This is a genomic window from Evtepia sp., from assembly GCF_056797215.1.
Genome location: NZ_JBQILM010000015.1, coordinates 23,803 through 44,431 on the forward strand (window position 1 = coordinate 23,803; position 20,629 = coordinate 44,431).

The 20,629-nt window shown below is 61.4% G+C and carries 21 protein-coding genes and 3 tRNA genes; 12 read left to right on the forward strand and 12 right to left on the reverse strand.

What is annotated here, in order from left to right; translation table 11 throughout:
• Positions 1-18 precede the first annotated feature (18 nt).
• From gpmI to ACTOZL_RS04870, 6 genes are all read right to left on the reverse strand, one after another.
• Complete coding sequence (gene gpmI, locus ACTOZL_RS04845) at positions 19-1,536, reverse strand: 2,3-bisphosphoglycerate-independent phosphoglycerate mutase (RefSeq protein ID WP_482476997.1); 1,518 nt, start codon at positions 1,534-1,536, stop codon at positions 19-21.
• 28 nt (positions 1,537-1,564) lie between these two features.
• Positions 1,565-2,353 (reverse strand): triose-phosphate isomerase, encoded by a 789-nt coding sequence (tpiA, locus tag ACTOZL_RS04850; protein ID WP_482476998.1) that lies wholly within the window; start codon positions 2,351-2,353, stop codon positions 1,565-1,567.
• Positions 2,350-3,558 carry a phosphoglycerate kinase gene (locus tag ACTOZL_RS04855; RefSeq protein WP_482476999.1) on the reverse strand — a complete coding sequence of 403 codons (1,209 nt, stop codon included), beginning with the start codon at positions 3,556-3,558 and terminating at the stop codon, positions 2,350-2,352. The genes tpiA and ACTOZL_RS04855 overlap by 4 nt, the downstream gene beginning before the upstream one ends.
• A 12-nt stretch (positions 3,559-3,570) precedes the next feature.
• The gene (locus ACTOZL_RS04860) at positions 3,571-4,089 is read right to left on the reverse strand and encodes a tRNA (cytidine(34)-2'-O)-methyltransferase (protein ID WP_482477000.1); all 519 of its coding nucleotides are present in this window, start codon (positions 4,087-4,089) and stop codon (positions 3,571-3,573) included.
• 273 nt (positions 4,090-4,362) lie between these two features.
• Entirely contained in the window at positions 4,363-5,955 is a 1,593-nt protein-coding gene (locus ACTOZL_RS04865; protein WP_482477001.1) for a hypothetical protein, read from the reverse strand.
• Positions 5,952-6,665, reverse strand: a complete 714-nt coding sequence (locus ACTOZL_RS04870; protein WP_482477002.1) for an ABC transporter ATP-binding protein — start codon at positions 6,663-6,665, stop codon at positions 5,952-5,954. The genes ACTOZL_RS04865 and ACTOZL_RS04870 overlap by 4 nt, the downstream gene beginning before the upstream one ends.
• A 244-nt stretch (positions 6,666-6,909) precedes the next feature.
• On the opposite strand from ACTOZL_RS04870, the gene ychF reads away from it, so the two are divergent.
• From ychF to ACTOZL_RS04895, 5 genes are all read left to right on the forward strand, one after another.
• Positions 6,910-8,004 carry a redox-regulated ATPase YchF gene (gene ychF / locus ACTOZL_RS04875; protein ID WP_482477004.1) on the forward strand — a complete coding sequence of 365 codons (1,095 nt, stop codon included), beginning with the start codon at positions 6,910-6,912 and terminating at the stop codon, positions 8,002-8,004.
• Entirely contained in the window at positions 7,997-8,731 is a 735-nt protein-coding gene (ymfI, locus tag ACTOZL_RS04880) for an elongation factor P 5-aminopentanone reductase (protein WP_482477006.1), read from the forward strand. The genes ychF and ymfI overlap by 8 nt, the downstream gene beginning before the upstream one ends.
• 160 nt (positions 8,732-8,891) lie before the next feature.
• Positions 8,892-9,206, forward strand: a complete 315-nt coding sequence (locus ACTOZL_RS04885) for a PadR family transcriptional regulator (protein ID WP_482477007.1) — start codon at positions 8,892-8,894, stop codon at positions 9,204-9,206.
• Positions 9,203-9,742, forward strand: a complete 540-nt coding sequence (locus tag ACTOZL_RS04890) for a DUF2812 domain-containing protein (RefSeq protein ID WP_482477008.1) — start codon at positions 9,203-9,205, stop codon at positions 9,740-9,742. Before ACTOZL_RS04885 ends, ACTOZL_RS04890 begins: the two co-directional genes overlap by 4 nt.
• A gap of 144 nt (positions 9,743-9,886) precedes the next feature.
• Positions 9,887-10,546 (forward strand): zinc dependent phospholipase C family protein, encoded by a 660-nt coding sequence (locus ACTOZL_RS04895; protein ID WP_482477009.1) that lies wholly within the window; start codon positions 9,887-9,889, stop codon positions 10,544-10,546.
• A gap of 73 nt (positions 10,547-10,619) precedes the next feature.
• On the opposite strand, the gene ACTOZL_RS04900 is transcribed toward ACTOZL_RS04895, so the two are convergent.
• On the reverse strand, positions 10,620-11,717 hold the full coding sequence (locus ACTOZL_RS04900; protein WP_482477011.1) for an oxidoreductase: 1,098 nt from the start codon (positions 11,715-11,717) through the stop codon (positions 10,620-10,622).
• A gap of 84 nt (positions 11,718-11,801) precedes the next feature.
• Positions 11,802-12,341 (reverse strand): DUF6809 family protein, encoded by a 540-nt coding sequence (locus ACTOZL_RS04905; protein WP_482477013.1) that lies wholly within the window; start codon positions 12,339-12,341, stop codon positions 11,802-11,804.
• Here ACTOZL_RS04905 and rarD point away from each other — a divergent pair.
• Positions 12,340-13,245 (forward strand): EamA family transporter RarD, encoded by a 906-nt coding sequence (gene rarD, locus ACTOZL_RS04910; RefSeq protein ID WP_482477015.1) that lies wholly within the window; start codon positions 12,340-12,342, stop codon positions 13,243-13,245. The genes ACTOZL_RS04905 and rarD overlap by 2 nt on opposite strands.
• Position 13,246: 1 nt before the next feature.
• Here rarD and sfsA read toward each other — a convergent pair whose 3' ends face one another.
• Positions 13,247-13,927: a DNA/RNA nuclease SfsA gene (gene sfsA, locus ACTOZL_RS04915; protein ID WP_482477016.1), complete on the reverse strand. Its 681-nt coding sequence runs from the start codon at positions 13,925-13,927 to the stop codon at positions 13,247-13,249.
• Between the two features lie 72 nt (positions 13,928-13,999).
• On the opposite strand from sfsA, the gene glpK reads away from it, so the two are divergent.
• Entirely contained in the window at positions 14,000-15,496 is a 1,497-nt protein-coding gene (gene glpK, locus ACTOZL_RS04920) for a glycerol kinase GlpK (RefSeq protein ID WP_482477017.1), read from the forward strand.
• A gap of 47 nt (positions 15,497-15,543) precedes the next feature.
• Here the strand turns inward: glpK and ACTOZL_RS04925 are convergent, their stop codons facing one another.
• The 3 genes from ACTOZL_RS04925 to ACTOZL_RS04935 all read right to left on the reverse strand — a co-directional run bounded on the left by ACTOZL_RS04925 (position 15,544) and on the right by ACTOZL_RS04935 (position 17,896).
• A complete protein-coding gene (locus ACTOZL_RS04925; protein ID WP_482477019.1) occupies positions 15,544-15,849 on the reverse strand; it encodes a hypothetical protein in 306 nt (101 codons plus the stop codon).
• Between the two features lie 104 nt (positions 15,850-15,953).
• Positions 15,954-17,189: a sensor histidine kinase gene (locus ACTOZL_RS04930; protein WP_482477021.1), complete on the reverse strand. Its 1,236-nt coding sequence runs from the start codon at positions 17,187-17,189 to the stop codon at positions 15,954-15,956.
• Complete coding sequence (locus tag ACTOZL_RS04935; protein ID WP_482477023.1) at positions 17,186-17,896, reverse strand: LytR/AlgR family response regulator transcription factor; 711 nt, start codon at positions 17,894-17,896, stop codon at positions 17,186-17,188. Before ACTOZL_RS04935 ends, ACTOZL_RS04930 begins: the two co-directional genes overlap by 4 nt.
• A gap of 98 nt (positions 17,897-17,994) precedes the next feature.
• Between ACTOZL_RS04935 and pepT the strand changes: the two genes are divergently transcribed.
• From pepT to ACTOZL_RS04960, 5 genes are all read left to right on the forward strand, one after another.
• Positions 17,995-19,215 carry a peptidase T gene (gene pepT / locus ACTOZL_RS04940; protein ID WP_482477024.1) on the forward strand — a complete coding sequence of 407 codons (1,221 nt, stop codon included), beginning with the start codon at positions 17,995-17,997 and terminating at the stop codon, positions 19,213-19,215.
• A gap of 77 nt (positions 19,216-19,292) precedes the next feature.
• Positions 19,293-19,369 (forward strand) — tRNA-Met (locus tag ACTOZL_RS04945).
• Between the two features lie 31 nt (positions 19,370-19,400).
• A tRNA-Glu gene (locus ACTOZL_RS04950) sits at positions 19,401-19,475 on the forward strand.
• Between the two features lie 3 nt (positions 19,476-19,478).
• A tRNA-Val gene (locus ACTOZL_RS04955) sits at positions 19,479-19,554 on the forward strand.
• Positions 19,555-19,767: 213 nt separating this feature from the next.
• On the forward strand, positions 19,768-20,607 hold the full coding sequence (locus ACTOZL_RS04960; RefSeq protein WP_482477026.1) for a tyrosine-type recombinase/integrase: 840 nt from the start codon (positions 19,768-19,770) through the stop codon (positions 20,605-20,607).
• The last annotated feature ends 22 nt before the right edge of the window (positions 20,608-20,629 follow it).

Consider the following 20,629-nt stretch of genomic DNA (forward strand, 5'->3'; position numbering starts at 1 on the left):
CCGCCCGCCAGGGGCGGCTTATTGATTGATCAAAATTAGTGTGCTGCCGTCCATTTCCTCCGGCTGGTTGAGCCCCATAAGGTCCAGCATGGTGGGGGCGATGTCGGCCAGCCGTCCGTCCCGCAGGTGGACGCCTGTACCCACAATACAGAAGGGGACGGGGCTGGTGGTGTGGGCGGTGAAGGGGGTCCCATCCTCGTCTAGCATGCGCTCGGCGTTCCCGTGGTCGGCGGTGATCAGGGCCACGCCGCCCATCTGGGTGGTGGCGTTCACCACCTGGGCCACGCAGGCGTCCACTGTCTCCACCGCCCGGACCGCAGCATCGTAAACCCCGGTATGGCCCACCATGTCACAGTTGGCAAAGTTCAGGATCACCACGTCATACTGGCCGCTGCGGATGCGCCGGACGGCCTCCTTGGTGATCTCCCCGGCGCTCATCTCCGGCTTCTGGTCATAGGTGCTTACCTTAGGGGAGGGGATGAGCACCCGGTCTTCCCCGGGGAAGGGTTCTTCCCGGCCGCCGTTGAAGAAGAACGTCACATGGGCATATTTCTCCGTTTCGGCAATGCGCAGCTGGCGCATGCCCAGGGAGCTGAGGTACGCCCCAAAGCAGTTGTCCAGGGACTGGTGGGGGAAGGCCACGGTGACGTTGGGGATGGTGGCGTCGTACTGGGTGGTGCACACGAAGTGCAGGGGGAAGAACCGCCGGTCCTTGAGCTTGTCAAAGTTGGGGTCGGTGAGGGCCCGGGTGAGTTCCCTGGCCCGGTCGGGGCGGAAGTTGAAGAAAATCACGGAGTCATTTTCCTGAATGCAGCCCTCGGGACAGCACACCACCGGTTCCATGAACTCGTCGGTGATGCCCTTCTCATAAGAGGCCTCCACTGCAGCCACTGGGTCGGCCTGGTGGGGGGCATCCCCCGTCACCAGGGCATCGTAGGCCCGCTGGAGGCGGTCCCAGCGGCTGTCCCGGTCCATGGCGTAGTAACGGCCCATAACGTGGGCGATTTTACCCACCCCTAAGACGTCAAGCCTTGCCTGAAGCTGGCGGACGAAGCCTGCCCCGGAACTGGGGGCGACATCCCGGCCGTCCAGGAAGGCGTGAATATAGAGCTGTTCCAGACCGCGCTGTCTGGCCAGCTCTATCAGGGCAAAAAGATGGTCAATGTGACTGTGGACCCCTCCGTCGGAGAGCAGGCCCATCAAGTGTAGGGCACCCTGCTGGGCGCGACAGGCGTCCATAGCCGCCAGGAACGCTGGGTTTTCGTGAAAGGAGCCGTCCTCAATGGCGCGGTTAATCCGGGGGAGGTCCTGCATGACCACCCGCCCGGCGCCGATATTGGTGTGGCCCACCTCGCTGTTGCCCATCTGCCCCTGGGGCAGTCCCACGTCCAGGCCGGAGGCATCCAACTGGCAGAAGGCATACTGGGAGAACAGGTAGTCCAGTTGTGGAGTGTGGGCGGCGTGGACGGCGTTGCCTGGGATATCTTCTCCCAGGGCAAAGCCATCCATAATGATCAATGTCGTCGGTGCTTTCATGGGATGATTCCTCCCCATTGGTGCTGGTTCAGCATTCTTCTGGCTCGTCCTGGCTGGCGGCCTGAATGATGGCCAGGAGCTTTTCCGGGTCTAGGGACGCGGTGCCGATCAACCCGCCGTCCACGTCCTCTTGTTCCAGGAGGGCGGGGGCATTCTTCTCGTTCATGGAACCGCCGTACTGGATGGTAGTGGAACGGGCCACCCGGGCGTCATAGAGCTTGTGTAGGATCTCCCGTATGGCGGCGCAGACCTCACCAGCCTGCTCCGGGGTGGCGCTGACGCCGGTGCCGATGGCCCAGATGGGCTCATAGGCGATGATAACCCGGCGCATCTCCTCGGCGCTGACCCCGGACAGGGCCACCTTGATTTGGTAGGCGATGAGCTCCAGGGCCACCCCCAGCTGCCGCTGGTCTAGGTCCTCCCCCACGCAGAGGATAGGGCGCAGTCCGGCGTCCAAGGCGGCGCGAACCTTTTTGTTCACCACCATGTCGCTCTCGCAGAAGAGGCTGCGGCGCTCGCTATGGCCGATGATCACGTACTTTACATCCAGGTCCGCCAGCATGGCGGCGGAGACCTCTCCGGTGTACGGGCCGTGGTCCTCCCAGTGGAGGTTTTGGGCCCCCAAAGAGATGCGGCTCTCCCGCAGGAGCTTCCCTGCGATGGCGATGTCTACATAGGGCACACACAGCACGATGCCGCAGCGGCGGTTCCGGGGGAGCGCCTCCCGGAGGCGCTCCACAAAGTCTCTGGTTTCTGTGGCGGTTTTATTCATTTTCCAGTTGGCCGCGATGATTGTCTTGCGATATTTTCTGTTCATAAGGTCTCCGCGCGGTCGGCCAGGCAGGCAATGGCAGGCAATTCTAACCCTTCCAGGAATTCCAGGGCGGCGCCGCCACCGGTGGAGACATGGGAGATGTTCTGACCATAGCCGGTCTTTTCAATGGCGGAGACGGAGTCACCGCCGCCCACAATGGTGATGGCGTCTTTCTGCTGGGCCAGGGCCTTGGCCACGGCGTTGGTCCCGGCGGCGAAGCTGGGGAACTCAAACACGCCCATGGGGCCGTTCCAGAACACGGTAGCCGCCCCTTGGATGGCCTGGGTGAAGAGCTCCACGGTCTTGGGGCCAATATCCATGCCCATCAGCCCCACAGGGATGGACATGGAGGGGGTCACCTGGGCTTCGGCGTCGGGGGAGAACTCCGGGGTGGCCACGTTGTCCACTGGGAGCAGCAGCTTCACCCCTAGCTCCTCTGCCTTGGCGATCATTTCCCGGGCGTAGACAATGTGGTCCTCGTCCAGCAGGGAGGCGCCGATGCGCCCGCCCTTGGCCACCTGGAAGGTGTAGGACATGCCGCCGCCGATGATGATGGTATCCGCTTTATGTAAAAGGCTGTTGATTACGCCGATCTTGTCGGCCACCTTGGCCCCCCCAAGGATGGCCACCAGCGGCCGCTTGGGATCGTCCAGGGCTTTGCCCAAAAAGGCCAGTTCTTTTTCCACCAGCAGTCCGGCCACAGAGGGCAGGTGGTCCGCCACCCCTGCTGTGGAGGCATGGGCCCGGTGGGCGGCGCCGAAAGCGTCAAAGACGAAGATGTCTGCCAGGGAGGCCAACTCCTTGGCAAAGTCTGGGTCGTTCTTCTCCTCCTCTATGCGGAAGCGCAGGTTTTCCACCAGCAGCAGCTCGCCGGGTTGGAGGGCGGCGCACTTGGCCTTGGTGTCCGGCCCCAACACGTCCTGGGTCAGGGGGACCGGGCGGCCGAGGAGCCGTTCCAAATGGTCCCGGGCGGAGAAGAGGGACATCTCCTGCTGCCACTCGCCATGGGGCCGGCCCATGTGGGAGAGGAGGATCACCGCCGCCCCCTGTTCCAGGAGATAGCGGATGGTGGGCAGGGTGGAGACGATGCGGGTATCGTCGTGGATCACGCCGGTTTTCTTATCATGGGGAACGTTGAAATCACAACGCAGGAGGATCTTCTTTCCGGTGACGTCAATGTCCCGGACGGTCTTCTTGTCATAATTCATGAGATAGCCCCTTTATTCATCTTTGTTTGGCGCCCCGCCGCTGTGGCTGGGGGCGGCCATTTCACCTTCGTTGCACAGCTGGGGGAAGCCCAGCTGGCGCAGTGCCTCATAGGTCAGGATCGCCACGGAGTTGGCCAGGTTCAGGCTGCGGGCGTCTGAGCGCATGGGGATGCGCAGGCAACGCCCGGCGTGGGCCTCCCGGAACCACTGGGGCAGGCCGGCGGTCTCCTTGCCGAAAAAGAGCCAGCATCCGTCCTGGAAGTGGGCGGAGGCGTAGTCCCTGGGGGCCTTGGTGGTGGCCAGCCAGAGTTCGCCCACCTGGTTCTTCTGAAATAACTCCTCTATGCTATCATAGACGGAGAGGTCTACCATGTGCCAATAATCCAGCCCCGCCCGTTTCACGGCCCTGTCGCTGATGTCGAAGCCCAAGGGGCGCACCAGGTGCAGGCGGCTGTGGGTGGCGGCGCAGGTGCGGGCAATGTTTCCGGTGTTCATGGGGATTTCCGGCTCCACGAGCACGATGTTGAGCATGGACCTTCCCTCGCCTCGATCCTGACTTGGGAGGGCAGTTTAGCCCCTCCGGTCTGGTTTATAGTCTCGCTTATACTGCCGATTTTACCCCCTGTCAAGAAAAATTTCAATAAAAAAAGCCAATCAAAGGGAGAAATGGGGAAATTTAAGCGCTTTTCATAGAAAATAAGGGGAAACCCTGGGCAATTTGCTGGACAAGAGACGATACCAGACCGGGAGGAACGAATCACGGGCCGCCAAGTCTGACGGCCCGTGGAGGAAAGCTTGCTTGAGTCAGAGTGCCCGCAACAGGCTGGGCCCCTGCTTGGCAAGGGCAGCGGTGCTGGCTGCGGCCAGCAGCGCCAGCAGGGCAAGGGGCAGGGCTATGGCCACCCAGGGCGTCAGCTTGCCCCCCAGCCAGTACAGCCACCCCGCTGCCGCCAGGGCCACCATGGGGACGAACATGGCCAGGGTGGTGGCCAGGGACTGCTTGATGACCACCGCTTCATTCACAGCGTCCAGCTTGGGATAGGTGAGGCCCATGAGCATCCCGAAGCTGGCGTGGCCTAGGGCGAAGAACAGGGAGGCCAGCAGCAGGGCCACGCTCTGCCCCAGGGGCAGCTTCAGGGCGATGGTGAAGCAGGCCCAGGCAAAGACGGTGCAGGGCAGGGTCAGCAGAAGCTGGAAGCCCGTCTTGATCCACAGCAGGGTATTCCCCCCCAGGGGGGCTTCCCGGAGAATCCAGAGGTAGGGCCCCTCTAAGCTCACAGAGGGGGCGGCGATGGGGGTGATACACAGGCAGAAGCATACCACCATGGCCGACAGGGGCATCAGGGGGAAGCCCTCCCCCATCAGGTCCACAAACTCCAACAGCCGTGCCTGCATCACCAGGGAGGCTACCCCGGCCACCAGGAGCATAATCAGGCCCAGCCCCGCGTTCCAGAAATAAGTGGGGGTGCCGAAGAAGCGCTGGGCCTCCTTTTTCAACAGGGCCTTCGTCTGGCCGGAGGCGGACTGGGCGGAGAGCTTGTAGTCGCTGCGGGCGGAGCGGGAGGCGAAAGCGGTGACCGCTTTCCGGTAGACCAGCCCCAGACCGAACACCACCAAGAGGAAGGGAACCACACAGCAGGCCACGAAAGCCAGCAGCTGCCCCCAGTCCCCCATGATCCCCTCCCCCAGCCACAGCAGGGGGGCGGCCCAGTGGAGGGATTCCTTCACCCCAGCGGCGTTGGCGGCCAGGTTTTCGATCATCCCGTTCAGGTGGAAGGAGAAGTAGAACACCACCACCAGGAACAAGCCCATGACGATGTTTTGCCCCAGGGCCCCCCGGGAGACCTTTACGGAGAGGAAGGCCACCAGGGCCCCCAGCAGGACGGACAGGGCTGTGTCAAGCAGGGGCAGGGCCAGGGCGGCGATGAGCAGCCGCAGCCAAAACAGTAGGCTGTGCCCCACGCCGTTCTGGGTCATCAGCATACACACCACCCCGGCGGGCAGCAGCATGAAGAAGGAGAACAGCAGGTTTTCCAGGTAGATGGCGGTCACCCGGCAGGCCACCAGCAGGGTGGAGGGCAGGGGCATACTCAACAGCAGGTCGTTGTCCCGCCCGTCGAACACCACGCCCTTTACCGCGAAGGTGGTGATTAGCAGCCCACCCACCAGGGCGGCGATGGCCATGAAGATGAACACCAAAATCTCCATATGGGAGGGGGCCAGGGCATCCATCAGGGCATAGCTGTAAAAGCCGGAGAGGTACAGCCCCAGGAAAGCGATAATCACCATGGCCCCCAGGCCTGTGGCGGCTTTTTTCTTGCCGCGGCCCTGGGAATTGGTGGAGCTGAGCAGCATGGACTGGACGCTGACCTTCAACAGTGCGAAAAACTTTTTCATGTTGCCTCCCCCAATTCCAAAAACACGGTTTCCAAGGAGGAATCCCCCACCAGCTGCGCTGTGGGGCCGGACTTGACCAGCCGCCCATCTTTAATGATGGCGATTTTGTGGCAGAGCTTTTCCGCCACTTCCAGCACGTGGGTGGAGAAGAACACGGCGGAGCCGTTCTGGCACAGCTCTGTCAGGTAGCCCTTGACCAGGTGGGAGGCGGAGGGGTCCAGGCCCACAAAGGGCTCGTCCAGGATCAACAGCCTGGGGTGGCGGATCAGGGCGGAGATGAGGGCCAGCTTTTGGCGCATCCCGTGGGAATAGCTGCCGATGGCGGAGCCCAGGTTCCCGGTGAGCTGGAAGGCGTCGGCAAACCTGCCGATGTCGTCGGTGCGCTGCTTGGCGGGGAGGTTGTAGAGATCGGCGATGAAGTTTAGGTAGTCGATGCCTTTCATGAAGGCATATAGATCCGGGTTATCCGGCAGGAAAGCGGTGACCTGCTTGGCCCCCACAGGGTCGCGCTTGATGTCGTGACCGTCGATGGTGATGGTGCCCTCGGTGAAGTCCATCACCCCCGCCACGGCCCGGAGGGTGGTGGTCTTACCTGCCCCGTTGTGGCCGATGAAGCCATAGATCTCTCCGGGGCAGACGTGGAGGGTCAGGTCGTCCACGGCCTTTTTCCCGCCGGGGTAGGTTTTGGAATAGTGTTCGATGCGAAGCATAACAGCTCTCCTTTCGTGTGGAACATTTGGTATAGTAGAATGCTTTGATTTGTGATATCAAAACAATATCATACAGAATCTTTTTTGTCAAGGGCATTGGCGTGAGCTGGTGGATTTCTGTGGTAAATGGTGGAGGGCAGGGCGGGACGGCGGCAGCGGCCTCTTGTGTTTTCCTGGGACATCCAGTATAATGAGGGGGAAATTTCGCGCGCCGCGGGGCGCGTTTATAAGAGAGGAAGCTATTATGAAATTGGGAATCGTGGGGCTCCCCAACGTGGGCAAGAGCACCCTCTTCAACGCCATCACCAACGCCGGGGCGGAGTCCGCCAACTACCCCTTCTGTACCATCGACCCCAACGTGGGCATGGTCACCGTGCCGGACAGCCGGCTGGACAAGCTGGCGGAGATATACCAGCCGAAAAAGACCACCCCGGCGGTGATTGAGTTTGTGGACATTGCCGGTCTGGTGAAGGGGGCCTCTAAGGGGGAGGGCTTGGGCAACAAGTTCTTGGCAAACATCCGGGAGACCGACGCCATCGTCCACGTAGTCCGCTGCTTCGACGACGAGAACATCGTCCACGTGGAGGGGAGCTGCGACCCCGCCCGTGACATTGAGATCATCGACTTAGAGCTTATCATGGCGGACATGGAGATGGTGGAGCGGCGCATTGAGAAGGACACCAAGGCCGCCAAGGGGGACAAGAAGTTCCTCCACTCCGCCGAGGTGTTCAAGGGCCTGCTGGCCTGGCTGGGAGACGGGAAGTCCGCCCGGAGTTATCCCTGTGGGGAAGAGGAGCAGGAAATCCTGGCCACGGCGGACCTGCTCACCCGGAAACCCGTGATCTTTGCCGCCAACCTGGACGAGGCGGGATTCAAAAACCATGAGGCCAACGGCTATTATCAGGCGGTGATCCAGGCTGCCCAGGCGGAGCAGGCCCAGGTGGTCCCCATCTGCGCCAACGTGGAGGCGGAGATCGCCGCCATGGAAGCGGAGGACCGGGCGATGTTCCTAGAGGATTTGGGGGTGGAGCAGTCCGGCCTGGACCGGCTCATCACCGCCAGCTATACCCTCCTGGGGCTGATCTCCTATCTGACCTGCGGCCCCGACGAGTGCCGGGCCTGGACCATCACCCAGGGGACCAAGGCCCCCAAGGCCGCGGGAAAAATCCACACGGACTTCGAGCGGGGCTTCATCCGGGCGGAGGTGGTGTCCTTTGCCGACCTGGACGCCTGCGGCGGCTCCATGACCGCTGCCAAGGAAAAGGGCCTGGTACGCTCGGAGGGCAAGGAGTATGTGATGCAGGACGGCGACGTGGTCCTGTTCCGCTTCAATGTCTGAGAGCGTCCTCATCACCGGGGCTTCCAGGGGCATCGGGGCGGAGACTGCCCGGCTGTTTGCCCGGCAGGGGTATGCGGTGGGCATCAACTACCACCGCTCCCAGGCCCAGGCGCAAGCCCTGCTGGAACAGATCCAGAGGGAGGGGGGGCAAGGGGCCCTCTATCCCGCCGATGTGTCCAGCCGGGAGGCGGTGGAGGCCATGGTGCAGTGCTTTACCGCCGATTTCGGCCCCCCGGACGTGCTGGTGTGTAACGCCGGGGTTGCCCGGCAGGAGCTGTTCACGCAGACCACCCCCGAGAGCTGGCGCAGCCTGATGGGGGTGAATCTGGACGGGGTGTTCCACTGCTGCCAGGCTGTCCTGCCGGGGATGCTCCACCGGAAGGCGGGGAAGATCATCACCCTGTCCTCTATGTGGGGGCAGGTGGGGGCCTCCTGTGAGGTGGCCTATTCCGCTGCCAAGGCGGGGGTTATCGGCCTGACGAAAGCCCTGGCCAAGGAGCTGGGGCCCTCGGGCATCACGGTGAACTGTGTAGCCCCTGGGGTCATTGACACGGAGATGAACGCCGCCCTGGACCCAGAGACCAAGGCGGCCCTGGGAGAGGAAACGCCCCTGGGACGCTTGGGGACCCCCCGGGATGTGGCAGAGGCCATCTGCTTTCTGGCAGGCCCTGGGGGGGACTATTTCACCGGCCAGGTCCTGGCCCCCAACGGTGGCTTTGTGATATGAACGGGCAACAACAAGAACAACGAAACACAGGGACGAAGGTGCGGGCTTCGTCCCTGTGTGTTTTTTTGCGGAAGCCCCTTGACAACTATATCGGTTGCCGTTATAATAAATATATCGGAGGACGATATAACGGAAAGCGGTATAGAGAGGAGACAATGACATGACAAAGGGGGCACTGACGGAGGGGGTGTATTACATCCTGCTCTCCTTAATGGAGCCCATGCACGGCTACGGCATCATGCAGAATGTGGAGCAGCTCTCCAAAGGCCGGGTGAAGCTGGCTCCAGGGACACTCTACGGGGCCATCAACACCCTGCTGGAACGGGGCTGTATCTCAGCCCTGCCTGGGGAGAAGGACAGCAGGAAAAAGGCGTACCGGATCACACAGCAGGGGAAAGCGCTGCTGCAAGGGGAGCTGTTACGCCTACGGGAACTTTTGGAAAATGGAAGCCGTATCATGGAGGGGGAACAATGAGAAAGGTCATACACAAGTGGTTCGCTGCTTGGAACTTCGACAAGGAGGAGCGGTGGCTCAATGAGATGGCGGCCAAGGGCTTAGGGCTGGTATCTGTGGGATTCTGCCGCTATGAGTTCGAGGACTGTACACCGGGGGAGTATACCTTCCGTTTGCAGCTCCTGGACCACAGCCCACGGCACCCGGAGAGCCAGAAGTACATTGAGTTTATGGAAACCACCGGGGTCCGGCAGGTGGGGGGGATGGTACGCTGGGTATACTTTGCCAGGGAATCCAGCCAGGGCCCCTTTGAGCTGTTTTCCGACAACAGCTCCCGGCTGAAATACCTCTCCCGTATCATCCAGCTGATTGCGGTGGTGGGAGTGGCGAACCTGATGGTTGGGGCAAACAATGTCCTTTTGGCGGTGCTCCAGGAGAATCACTACAATTATATAGGGCTGATCAACATCGCCCTGGCCCTTTGGTGCGGCATCGGCAGCCTCCGGCTTTTGAGAAAGTGGAAGCGGATGAAGCGGGAGATACAATTGTTTGAATGACCAGAAAAAATTTCCTATGTTGTTGCAATTTTATACTGGAAAATTGGGGCGGACTGTGAGAGAATAGGAAGGACGTGCAGAGGGGGCTATTGCGTCCCCCCTGGCACCATGAATGGATGAACAATTTGATAGAGGAGGCTCGGTATGCCCAATTATAATGCACATACCTATTTTGGTCAGCAGGTCCTCCAATCCCTTCCCTTGGAACTGCGGCAGAGCTGCACCAAGGACCTGCCCCTGTTCCGCTTGGGACTTTACGGCCCGGACCCACTGATCTTTTCTTATCTGACCAAAGCCAGCGCCGACCGCCTGCACCACCACTGGCGGGAGGAATCCCTGCCCCGTTTGGAGCGGGCCATGCGCCAGGACGGCGCCAGCAACGCCAGCTTCGCCGCCGGCTATCTTCTCCACCAGATTTTGGACGATGCGACCCATCCACAAATCTACCAGTACATGGAGGCGGACGGCTCCTCCCATTTCCGCTTGGAAATCGAGCTGGACCGGATGATCCTACAGGAGCAGGGCTGCCCCCGGCTCCCGGGGATGACCGTCCAGGGAAAGGCCCGGGCGGCGGCCGCGGCGGAGGGCCTTTTGCGTACCACAACCCAGACCCAATATCTCCGGGGGCTGTGGCGGATGGCCTCTCTGTCCCAGATTTTCGGCGGGTATCTGCGGGGGCGCATTGCCCAGCAGACCACCCAGACAGAGCGCCACCAGGCGGAAGAGCTGCGGGCCATGGTGGACGGGGCAGTGGCCCCTGCTGTCCAGGAATTGACAGCGATTTTATCCCCTGTATTGCATTGAAAGACCGGCTTCGCGGTCCTCCTAGAGGGCTGTGAAGCCGGCCTTTGCCTTATCTTAGATTGTGCGGTTGGGGTCATGCCTTGGGGAAGCCCTCGGGAATCTCGTGCTTTACGCAGCGGCGGCCCTCCTTGCTCCAAATATTCCCCAGGCACTTGGTGCAGCCGATGCAGGGGGATTCCTCACCCTGTTCCAGGTGCTTGTAGAAATCCGGCTGGCAGATGAAGGGACGGGAGGCGGAGATGAAGTCGATGCCAGCGGCCAGGATGGCGTCCATCTCTTCCAGCTTCCGCACGCCACCCACCAGGATGAGGGGGAGGGAGACGGCTTTGCGGATTTCCTTGGCCCGGTCCAGATAGAAGGTGGGCACCTTCTTCTTCCCCAAGCCCAACCAGTTGTAGCCGGAGAGCTCGATGCCGTCGGCCCCCAGGGCCTCAAACTGGCGGCAGAAATAGAGGATGTCTTGGGCATAGGCGGCGTCGGCCTCCCCGGCGCAGTTGGTGTTGACCTTCACCAGGACGGGGTAGTCCTGGCCCACAGCCTCCCGGATGGCAGTGAGACATTCCCCGGGGAAGCGGAAACGGTTCTCGGCGCTGCCGCCGTAGTTGTCCGTGCGCTGGTTGGAGTTGGGGTCCAGGAACTGGCTGAGGAGGTAGCCATGGGCGCAATGGAGCTGGACGCCATCGAAGCCCAGGGCCTTGGCGGCCTTGGCGGCGTCTACAAAATCGGCGCGGATTTTGTCCAGGCCGGCCTGGGTGAGCTCTGTGGTGGTCATCTCATTGGGGGCGGTCATGCCGCCGGTGGGGGCCAGGAGCTTGCCGCCCTCCACCCGCTTTTCCGGCAGGAACACGTTCATCCCCGCGTGCATGAGTTGGAGGATCAGACGGCCCCCGGCGGCGTGGACGGCGTCCAGGACGGTTTTCTGGCTGTCCCGCTGTTCCTGGGTGGCGAAGCCTACCTGAATGCCAGTGGAACGGGCTTCGGGGGAGATGTAGCTATAGGCGGTGATGATGGCCCCCACGCCGCTCTGGGCGATTTCCTGATAGAGGGCCACTTGCTCGGGGGCGCAGCTTCCGTCCCGCTGGCCGAAGGGGTCCTGGGTGGCGGAGCGGATGAGGCGGTTGGGCAGGGTGAGGCTGCCCAGCTTGCCGGGGGTGAAGAGTGCAGATGCCATAAAATTTGGTCTCCTTTTGTTTGATGAGGTAGATTATAGCGGAGACCGAGTGAAATTACAAGGGCATTCAAGGGATGAAAGGGTTTACCCTCCTGATGGGGTAACAGATCCTTTCCCTTGATATAATTCTTCATGGAACACATCAATCATGATCCTTACCCCCAAGCGAAACCCACCCATAAACATTTCTGAAAACTCATAGGGCGTTGTTTCGGACAGCTCGTCTATAATTTTGATGAATTGCTTATGCAGGGGTGGGTCTAATTTTTTTAGGATATCAATGAAATCGCTATGGTGCTGGATATGCTTCTTACAGAGTTTTCGATATTCGTCGCTTTCGGGGAAATATTGCTCCCAAGGAGAAATGTTCCCGGCATACAATTCGTATAGTATGTTTTTTATAGGCGATACTCCTAAACTAAAGATAATCTCTTTTAAGTTTAGCATATATTGTGTGGAAAGCTGACACTCACTAAATGTCAAAAAATAAATTTGTGCTAAGACTAAGAACAATACCGCCCCAGCTTGTCCTTGACAGCGCCCCCTTCCCGCCCCTATAATACTCATCATTACGACAAACACGCCCCGTGAAAAAACGGGGCGCGGAAGGGGAGTTTTTTTCATGGGACGTCGCAAGCGTCTGGGTCTGGCTACGGTCACGGGTTCCTATGTGCTCTGGGGGATGCTGCCCATCTTCTGGGGCTTTTTGGCCTCGGTGAACTCGGTGTATGTCCTGGCCCAGCGGATTCTGTGGTCTATGGTGTTCATGGGCCTGTACATGCTGGTGAAGCGCCAGTGGGGGGAGATTCGGGAGGCTTTCCGCAGCAAGAAGGTGGTGGGGCTCAGCTTTGTCTGCGGGGTGCTCATCACCTTCAACTGGGGGATGTACATCTATTCCGTCAACAGCGGCCACGTGTTGGAGGGCAGCATGGGCTACTTTATTGAACCGGTGCTGGTGGGGGTCATTGGGATTATTGTCTTTCGGGAGCGGCCCTCCCTGGCGGAGAACCTCACCCTGTTCTGTGCCGCGGCGGGGGTGGCCTACCTGATCGTCCGCACCGGGGAGGTGCCCGTGCTGGCCCTGCTCATTGGCCTGCCCTTTGCCGTCTATGGTGCGGTGAAAAAGAACCTGAACTTAAGCGCCCAGGCGTCGCTGTTTTTGGAAACCCTATTTATGGTCCCCTTCGCCCTGGGCTTCTCCCTCTGGTGGCAGAACCGGCTGGGGGGGCTGGACCCGGTGCTGGATGGGGCGTCCTTCTGGCTGCTGCCAGCCTGTGGCGTGGCCACCTCCGTGCCCCTGCTGCTGTTCAACATGGGAGTGAAGGAGACCCCGTATTATTTCACCGGCATTCTCATGTACATCAATCCCACCCTGCAATTCCTTATGGGCCTGTTCTATTTCCGGGAAGCCTTGGACCGGGACCGGCTGATTGCCTTTGTCATTATATGGATCGGGATTCTGTTCACCGTGGGGGAGAAGGTGAAATTCCTGCTCCAGGAGCGCAAGGAGGTGGGTTCCCCCACCTGAATTATAGGCGCAGCTCCACCGGCTTGCCGGGGGTGAGGCTGTCTGGGGTCACCTGGCAGTCCAGGGCCAGGACCTGTACCCCGGCGGCGCGGGCCTCCCGCAGGGCCGCCCCGAAGGCGGGGTGGGTGCGGTCGTTGGGGGAGAAGAAGGCCACGTCAGACATCTGGACGATGAAGCACACCGCAGCCTCATAGCCTGCCGCCAGGCAGGCGCTGAGCCCGTGGAGGTGCTTTACCCCCCGCTGGGTGGGGGCGTCGGGGAAGTAGACGGCCCCGCCCTCTTCCAGCGTGACCCCCTTGACCTCTACGAAGCCGCTCCGGGCTCCGGCGGTCCAGAAGAAGTCAAAGCGGGAGTCCCCAAAGCGCTGCTCGGCTTTCAGGGTGGTGAGCCCTGGCACGAATTGTCCCGCCATCGCCCACTGGGCAAAGACGGCGTTGGGGGCCTGGGCGTCCATGTTGATGAGACGGCTGCCCTTCTCCACGGCAATGAGGTCATAGGCGGTCTTGCGCTTGGGGCTGCCGCTTTTGGTGAGCCAAACTTGGGCTCCGGGGACCAACAATTCCCGGCAGCGGCCGGTGTTTTTTACATGAACCGTGGTTTCCTGTCCCGCTAGGTCTACCTGGGCCACAAAGCGGTTGGGGCGGGAGAGGAAGCGGGCGGGGACGGTGTTGGGATAGGTCAAGGGGAGCACCTCCTTTGCCCCCATGATACCTGCCCCGGAACCATCCGTCAAGATTTGAGAGGGGAATGTGTGATGAAGGAGTATTTGTTGGCCCTGGACCAGGGGACCACCAGCTCGCGGGCCATCCTGTTTGCCAAAACCGGGGAGATTGTGGCGTCAGCCCAGATCCCCTTTGCCCAGCACTATCCAAAGCCCGGCTGGGTGGAGCACGACCCCCAGGCGCTGCTGGACAGCCAGTGTCAGGCCGCCGCCCAGTGCGTGGAGAAAAGCGGCGTGGAGCCGGGGGAGATCGCCGCTGTGGGGTTGGCCAACCAGCGGGAGACGGCCTTGTGGTGGGAGCGCCAGACCGGGCGGCCGGTGGGACGGGCCATCGTCTGGCAGTGCCGCCGGACGGCGGAGTTCTGCACCCAGCTCCAAGAGGCGGGGTATGGGGAGGCCATCCGGGCCAAGACGGGGCTGGTGCCCGACGCCTATTTCTCCGGCACCAAGTACCGTTGGCTGTTGGACCACATCCCCGGTGCCCGGCAGCGGGCCCAGGCGGGGGAACTGCTGTGCGGGACGGTGGACAGTTGGCTCCTGTGGAACCTCACAGGCGGACAGGTCCATGCCTCGGATGTCTCCAACTGCTGCCGGACCATGCTCTTTGATATCCACAAGGGCTGTTGGGATGCGGAGCTGTGCCGCCTCCTAGAGGTGCCCATGCACTGCCTTCCCAAGCCCGTGGAGAACAGTGGGGACTTGGGGACCATCGCCCCTGGGGTCCCCCACCTGGGGGCCCTGGCAGGCCTGCCGATCTGTGGCATGGCAGGGGACCAGCAGGCGGCCCTGTTCGGCCAGGGCTGCTTTGCCCCGGGGCAGTTGAAAAGCACTTACGGTACAGGCTGTTTCACCCTCTTGAACACAGGGGCCAAAGCGGCATATGCCAAGTCCGGCCTGTTGAGCTGCATCGGCTGGACGCTGCAAGGTCAGACAACCTACATGTTGGAGGGGAGTGTATTCAACGCTGGCTCCTCCATCCAGTGGCTGCGGGACGAGCTGGGCTTGATCCAGACCGCTCATGAGTGCGACATTCTGGCGGAGCGCGTAGCGGACAACGGCGGGGTGTATCTGGTATCGGCCTTTACGGGCCTGGGTGCCCCCCACTGGGATATGTACGCCCGGGGGACGGTTCTGGGCCTTACCCGCGGCAGTACCAAGGCCCACCTGTGCCGGGCGGTGTTGGAGGGGATTGCCTACCAGAATGGGGACCTCATCGCGGCCATGGAGGCGGACGGGGGACAGAAGGTCTCGGTGCTCCGGGTGGATGGCGGCGCCAGTGTCAGCGACTTTATGATGCAGTTCCAGGCGGATTTGCTCCGCGTTCCTGTGGAGCGGCCAAAGGTGGTGGAGACCACGGCCTGGGGCGCGGCCTGCCTGGCGGGTTTGGGCGTAGGGCTGTGGAAGAGCTTGGCGGAGTTGGAGGACTTCCGCCGCCTGGATAAGACCTATCAGCCCCAAACCGACCGCAGTGGGGACTATGCCCGCTGGCACAAGGCGGTGGAGCGGGCGAAGCACTGGGAAGAACCTTAAAAATTTAACGGGGACAAGCAGATGGACGCGCTGCTTGTCCCCGTTGTTTACCCTTCGGAATAGGGCTGGAAGGAGATGCGGTACCCGGCAGGGTCCGGTTCCACGGTGTAGGCACCGGGGGCGGGGGCCGGGGGCAGTGCCTGGTAGCTGTCCAGGCGGGGGGCTGCCTTTGCCTTTTGGAGCTGGGTGGAGACCTCTTCCAGGGCTTCGTCCACCACCGCTTGCAGTTGGGTGGGGGCGGCACCGCCGTCGGGGGTGGTGGCCTTGAGGAGTAGGGCTTGGTTTTCCAACATCAGCTTTTGGGTTTGCAGTTCCGCCTGACGGGCGGCATCGGGACGTAATGTGACCGACATAATGATTCCTCCCTTTCGATGGTTCTGCTGCTTCTATCGAGCGGAACGCGCGGGAGGAAAAGGGGGGCTGCACATACGGTCGCCCTGGCTGCGCAAACGGTAGTTTACCCGGGCGGGGCGCAGAGCAGGACGCAAACGCGGAACCGCCCTGCCGCCTGTTCAATCTGGACGCTCCCCTGGTACTGGGCCGCGATGCGCCGGACGTTCTGCAATCCCGTACCCTCCCGGAATGGCGCACTAGAAGCCGTTGCATTGGCGGCCTGGATGAATAGGAGCGTCCCACGGGTGCTGCTGTCCAGGGAGAGCCAGCGTGCCTCCGGAGCCAGCCCTTGGCAGGCGTGGATGGCGTTGTCCAGGAGGTTGGCGAAGAGGGCACACAGGGCAAGCTCGTCCAGCTGGCATGTTGGGGGGATGGAGAGCTTGCAGTGGTGACGAATGCCCCAGTCCTCCGCCTGGGCCAATTTTTCCCGGAGCAGAGCGTCTAAGGCGGCGTACCCAGTGGCTGGGATGGCCTGGGGGACGGGGCTGGAACGGCGCAGCTTGGCGGCATAGCGTTGGGCTGTGGGGTAGTTTTTCTCTTGCAGCAGGGAGGAGAGGACCAGGAGGTGGTTGTCTACGTCGTGCTGAAAGGAGGCGTAGCGACCGGCCTGGGCTTGGGCCTCTTCCAAGCAGAGCTGTTGGCCTTGGAGCTGGCGGTGCAAGAGGGTGAAGCGGCCGAAGAGCCGCAGCAGAAGGAACAGCACCGCAACCCCGCCCACCGTGGCCAGGGCCAGGAAGAGGAGGCCTTCCAGGGCTAAGGTACCCAGGCGGGGTTCAAACTGGCGGCTGTCCAGCCCCAGGGCGCCCCGGAGGGTCAGCAGCATCCAGGCGCAGGGCAATAGGAGGGCTGCGGGGGAAGGGGGCTGTCCTGGGAGGAAGAAACGCTGGCTTATCCGTAGGGCGTAACAGAGGGCGGCATTCCCCAGCAGGCAGAGGGCGCATTGGAACAGGGTGCCCCAGGTGGGGGAGGGGAGGAACCCAGCGGCCCAGGCCATAGCCAGGGTGGTGAGGCCCTCTAGGAAGCTGTAGAGGGTGAACAGTACCGCCAGCGGTGGCAGGAGGACAGGCCAGGACAGGTGGCAGGCCAGCTTGGCAAAGAGCAGGGCGAAGCCAACGGCGAGAAAAAATCCCCCCGGGATTTGATATCTTAGGATCAAAAGTGTTATACTACTGTTGACTGCCATCCAGAGAAGGCGGTGGGGGCTGTGCTGCACCCCGGTGGCTTGGAGCAGAAAGCGAAAGGCCAAGCAGTACGTCACGCCATTGGAACAGAGCCAAAAGAGGGCCATAGGGAGGGTCATATCCTGTCACCTCCCTGGCAGCTTTCCAGGAGCTTTTCCCCCAAAGCCCGCTGCCTGCGCCGGGCCACCAATACTTTGCCGCCCCCCACCACATGGGCCACACCGGCTTCCTTCCCGGTGACGGCGTGCAGGTTCACCAGATAGCTTTTGTGGCAGCGGAAAAAGTGGGCGGGCAGAGCAGCCTGTAGGGCATCCAAGGTGCCGGGATAGGGATATATCCCCTCCAAAGTGTGAATCGTCACCTGATGGCCCAGGGCCTCGCCGTAGAGGATATCCTTGCACAGGAGCTTGTGGCCACCAGCTCCCTGGGGGAGCCAGAGGGCGGGACAGCCGGCTTGGAGCAGCCGTTGGAACGCCTTGTCCAGGGCAGGGAAGAGGCGATCCGCTTCCACCGGCTTGAGGAGGTAATGGACGGCATCCAGATCGAAAGCCTGGAATACATATTGGGGATAGGCGGTGATGAACACCACGGGGCAGTCCAGCCCCAGGGAGCGCAGCCGTGAAACGACCTCCGTGCCGTCCTGGCCAGGGAGCTTGATGTCCATCAGGAGCAAGTCCACCGTGGTACGGGCGGCCCAGAGGGCCTCCCCGTGGGGATAGTGCTGGATTTGAGCCTCCAACGCCCGTTGGTCCAAATAGGCCGTGAGGAGTTGTTCCAGTTTAGACGCCATATGGGCTTCGTCCTCACAGATTGCAATGTGAAGCATAGGATCACCACCAACCACCAAAGAGTGTCCCCATTATAGCATAGGGAAGGCCCTTCTGGCCACAGGGCAAATTGGAGAGAGAAAAGGGAGAGAGTACCATGACCGCAGCTCAGCGTTTTTTACGTTACATCCGCTATGACACCCAGTCCGACGAGGCTTCGGAGACCATCCCGTCCACAGAAAAACAGCGCAGCTTAGGGGCCCTCATCGCCCAGGAGCTGCGGGAGCTGGGCTTGGAGGGGGTGGAGCTGGACGGGAAAGGCTATGTATACGCCTTTCTCCCCGCCACCCCAGGGCAGGAGACGGCCCCCACCATTGCCCTCCTAGCCCACCTGGATACCGCCCCCGGCGTCTCTGGGGAGCATGTCCAGCCCCGGCAAGTCCCCTGTACCGGGGAGGATATCGTCTTAAATGAGGCCCTGGGGGTGGTGATGGAGACGGCGGTATTTCCCGACCTCTTGGAGAACGTGGGCAAGACCCTCATCGTCACCGACGGCACCACCCTCCTGGGGGCGGACGACAAGGCGGGGGTGGCGGAGATTGTCGCCGCCGTAGCCCACCTGCAGACCCATCCAGAGCTGCCCCATGGCCGGGTGGCCCTGTGCTTCACCCCCGACGAGGAGATCGGCCGGGGGGCCGACCATGTGGACCTGGATAAGCTGGGGGCTGACTTCGGCTACACCGTGGACGGCGGCCCCCTGGGCACCTTGGAGTATGAGAACTTCAACGCCGCTGGGGTGGAGGTCATGGTCCAAGGGGTGAACATCCATCCGGGGGAGGCCAAGGGGAAGATGAAAAACGCCAGCCTCATTGCGGCGGAGTTGATCGCCATGGTCCCAGCCGCCGAGGCCCCGGCCTATACCGCGGGCTATGAGGGCTTTTACCACCTGTGTGGCATGGAAGGGGACGAGAGCCAAGCTCGTTTGTCCTGGCTGATCCGGGACCATGACCGGGAGAAGTTCCAGGCCCGGAAAGAGTGTTTGGAGCGGATCGCTGCATACCTGAACGGCCGCTACGGCCCGGGGACGGTGACACTGGGGATACAGGACAGCTATTACAACATGAGGGAAAAGCTCCTGCCCCATCCAGAGATTTTGCAGCGGGCCAGGGATGCTTTCCGTGCCGTGGGGGTGGAGCCCAGGGATGAGCCCATCCGGGGGGGCACTGATGGGGCAAAGCTCAGCTTTTTGGGGCTGCCCTGCCCCAACCTCTCCACCGGGGGCTACCACTACCACGGAATTTTTGAGTATATTCCCAGAGAAGACCTGGAAACCATGGCGGATGTTTTGGTGAAACTGCTGATTGGGAAGAAAAAATGAAAAAATTGCAAATAACCGTTGACAACTGCGCGTTTTTACGATATACTAAGCCTCGCTCCTGAGGTGAGCAAGACCATGGCGGCGTAGCTCAGTTGGCTAGAGCACTCGGTTCATACCCGGGGTGTCACCGGTTCAAATCCAGTCGCCGCTACCATAGCCGTGGGGCTTTGCCCCTGCGGCACCTCGGCCCGTTGGTCAAGTGGTTAAGACACCGCCCTTTCACGGCGGTAACATGGGTTCGAGTCCCGTACGGGTCACCACATGGAGGCATAGCTCAGCTGGTAGAGCGCTCGCCTCACACGCGAGAGGTCACAGATTCGAGTTCTGTTGTCTCCACCACCTGTATCATGCAGGCCAAAAGGACCGCACAGTATGTGCGGTCCTTTTGCGTTTTCACAGCAAGAAAATAGTTCAAGCAGCCCAGCGGGTTTGCTGCCCTGTGCAGAGCAGCAAAAACCCGCTGGGTTAGTTTGTTTTAGGGGCAAACTCCTTGTCAAGACTGGGGGAACGCAAGGTAAAATAGTTCCATCATGCTGACAGGAGGGGTTTGATATGGACCGAATTACAACAGAGGACAGAAGGGCATTCATGGGGCATCTCCGCCAGGAGGAGTGCGCCAGGGGAACCGTGGAGAAGTATCTCCGGGACCTGGGGGGCTTTGCCCGATGGTTAAATGGGGGCCCAGTGACCAAGGAGGCGGTGGCGGCTTGGAAGGAGCACCTATTTCAGCAGCAGTATGCCCCCACCACCATCAACTCCATGCTGGCGGCGGTGAACCGCTTTTTGGACTTTATGGGGTGGGGGGCGTACCGGGTGAAGTTTTTGAAGCTCCAACGCCGCCTGTTCCGGGACGCCAGGCGGGAGCTGAGCCGGGCCGAGTACGCCCGTCTCTTGGACACCGCCCAACGCCAAGGACGGGCACGGCTGGCCTTACTGATGGAGACGATATGCGCCACAGGCATTCGGGTCAGTGAGCTGCGGTACATCACCTTGGAGGCGGTGCGGCTGGGACGGGCGGAGATCGCCTTGAAGGGGAAAATCCGCACCATCCTCCTCCCGGGCAAGCTGTGCCGGAAGCTGCGCAAGTATGCCAGGGCAGAAAAAATCGCCTCCGGCGAGCTGTTCCTCACCAGAAGCGGGACCCCCATCCACCGCCGCCAGGTTTGGGCGGAGATGAAACGGCTCTGTGCCAAGGCGGGTGTGGAGCCGGGGAAGGTGTTCCCCCACAACCTCCGCCACCTTTTTGCCACCGTATTTTATCAGCGCAGCAAGGACATTGCCCGGCTGGCGGACGTGCTGGGGCATTCCTCTATCGAGACCACCCGGCTTTACCTCTTAACCACAGGGCAAGAGCACCAACGGGCACTGGACCGTCTGGGGATTGTCTCATAGAAAACAAAAACAATATTTTGTC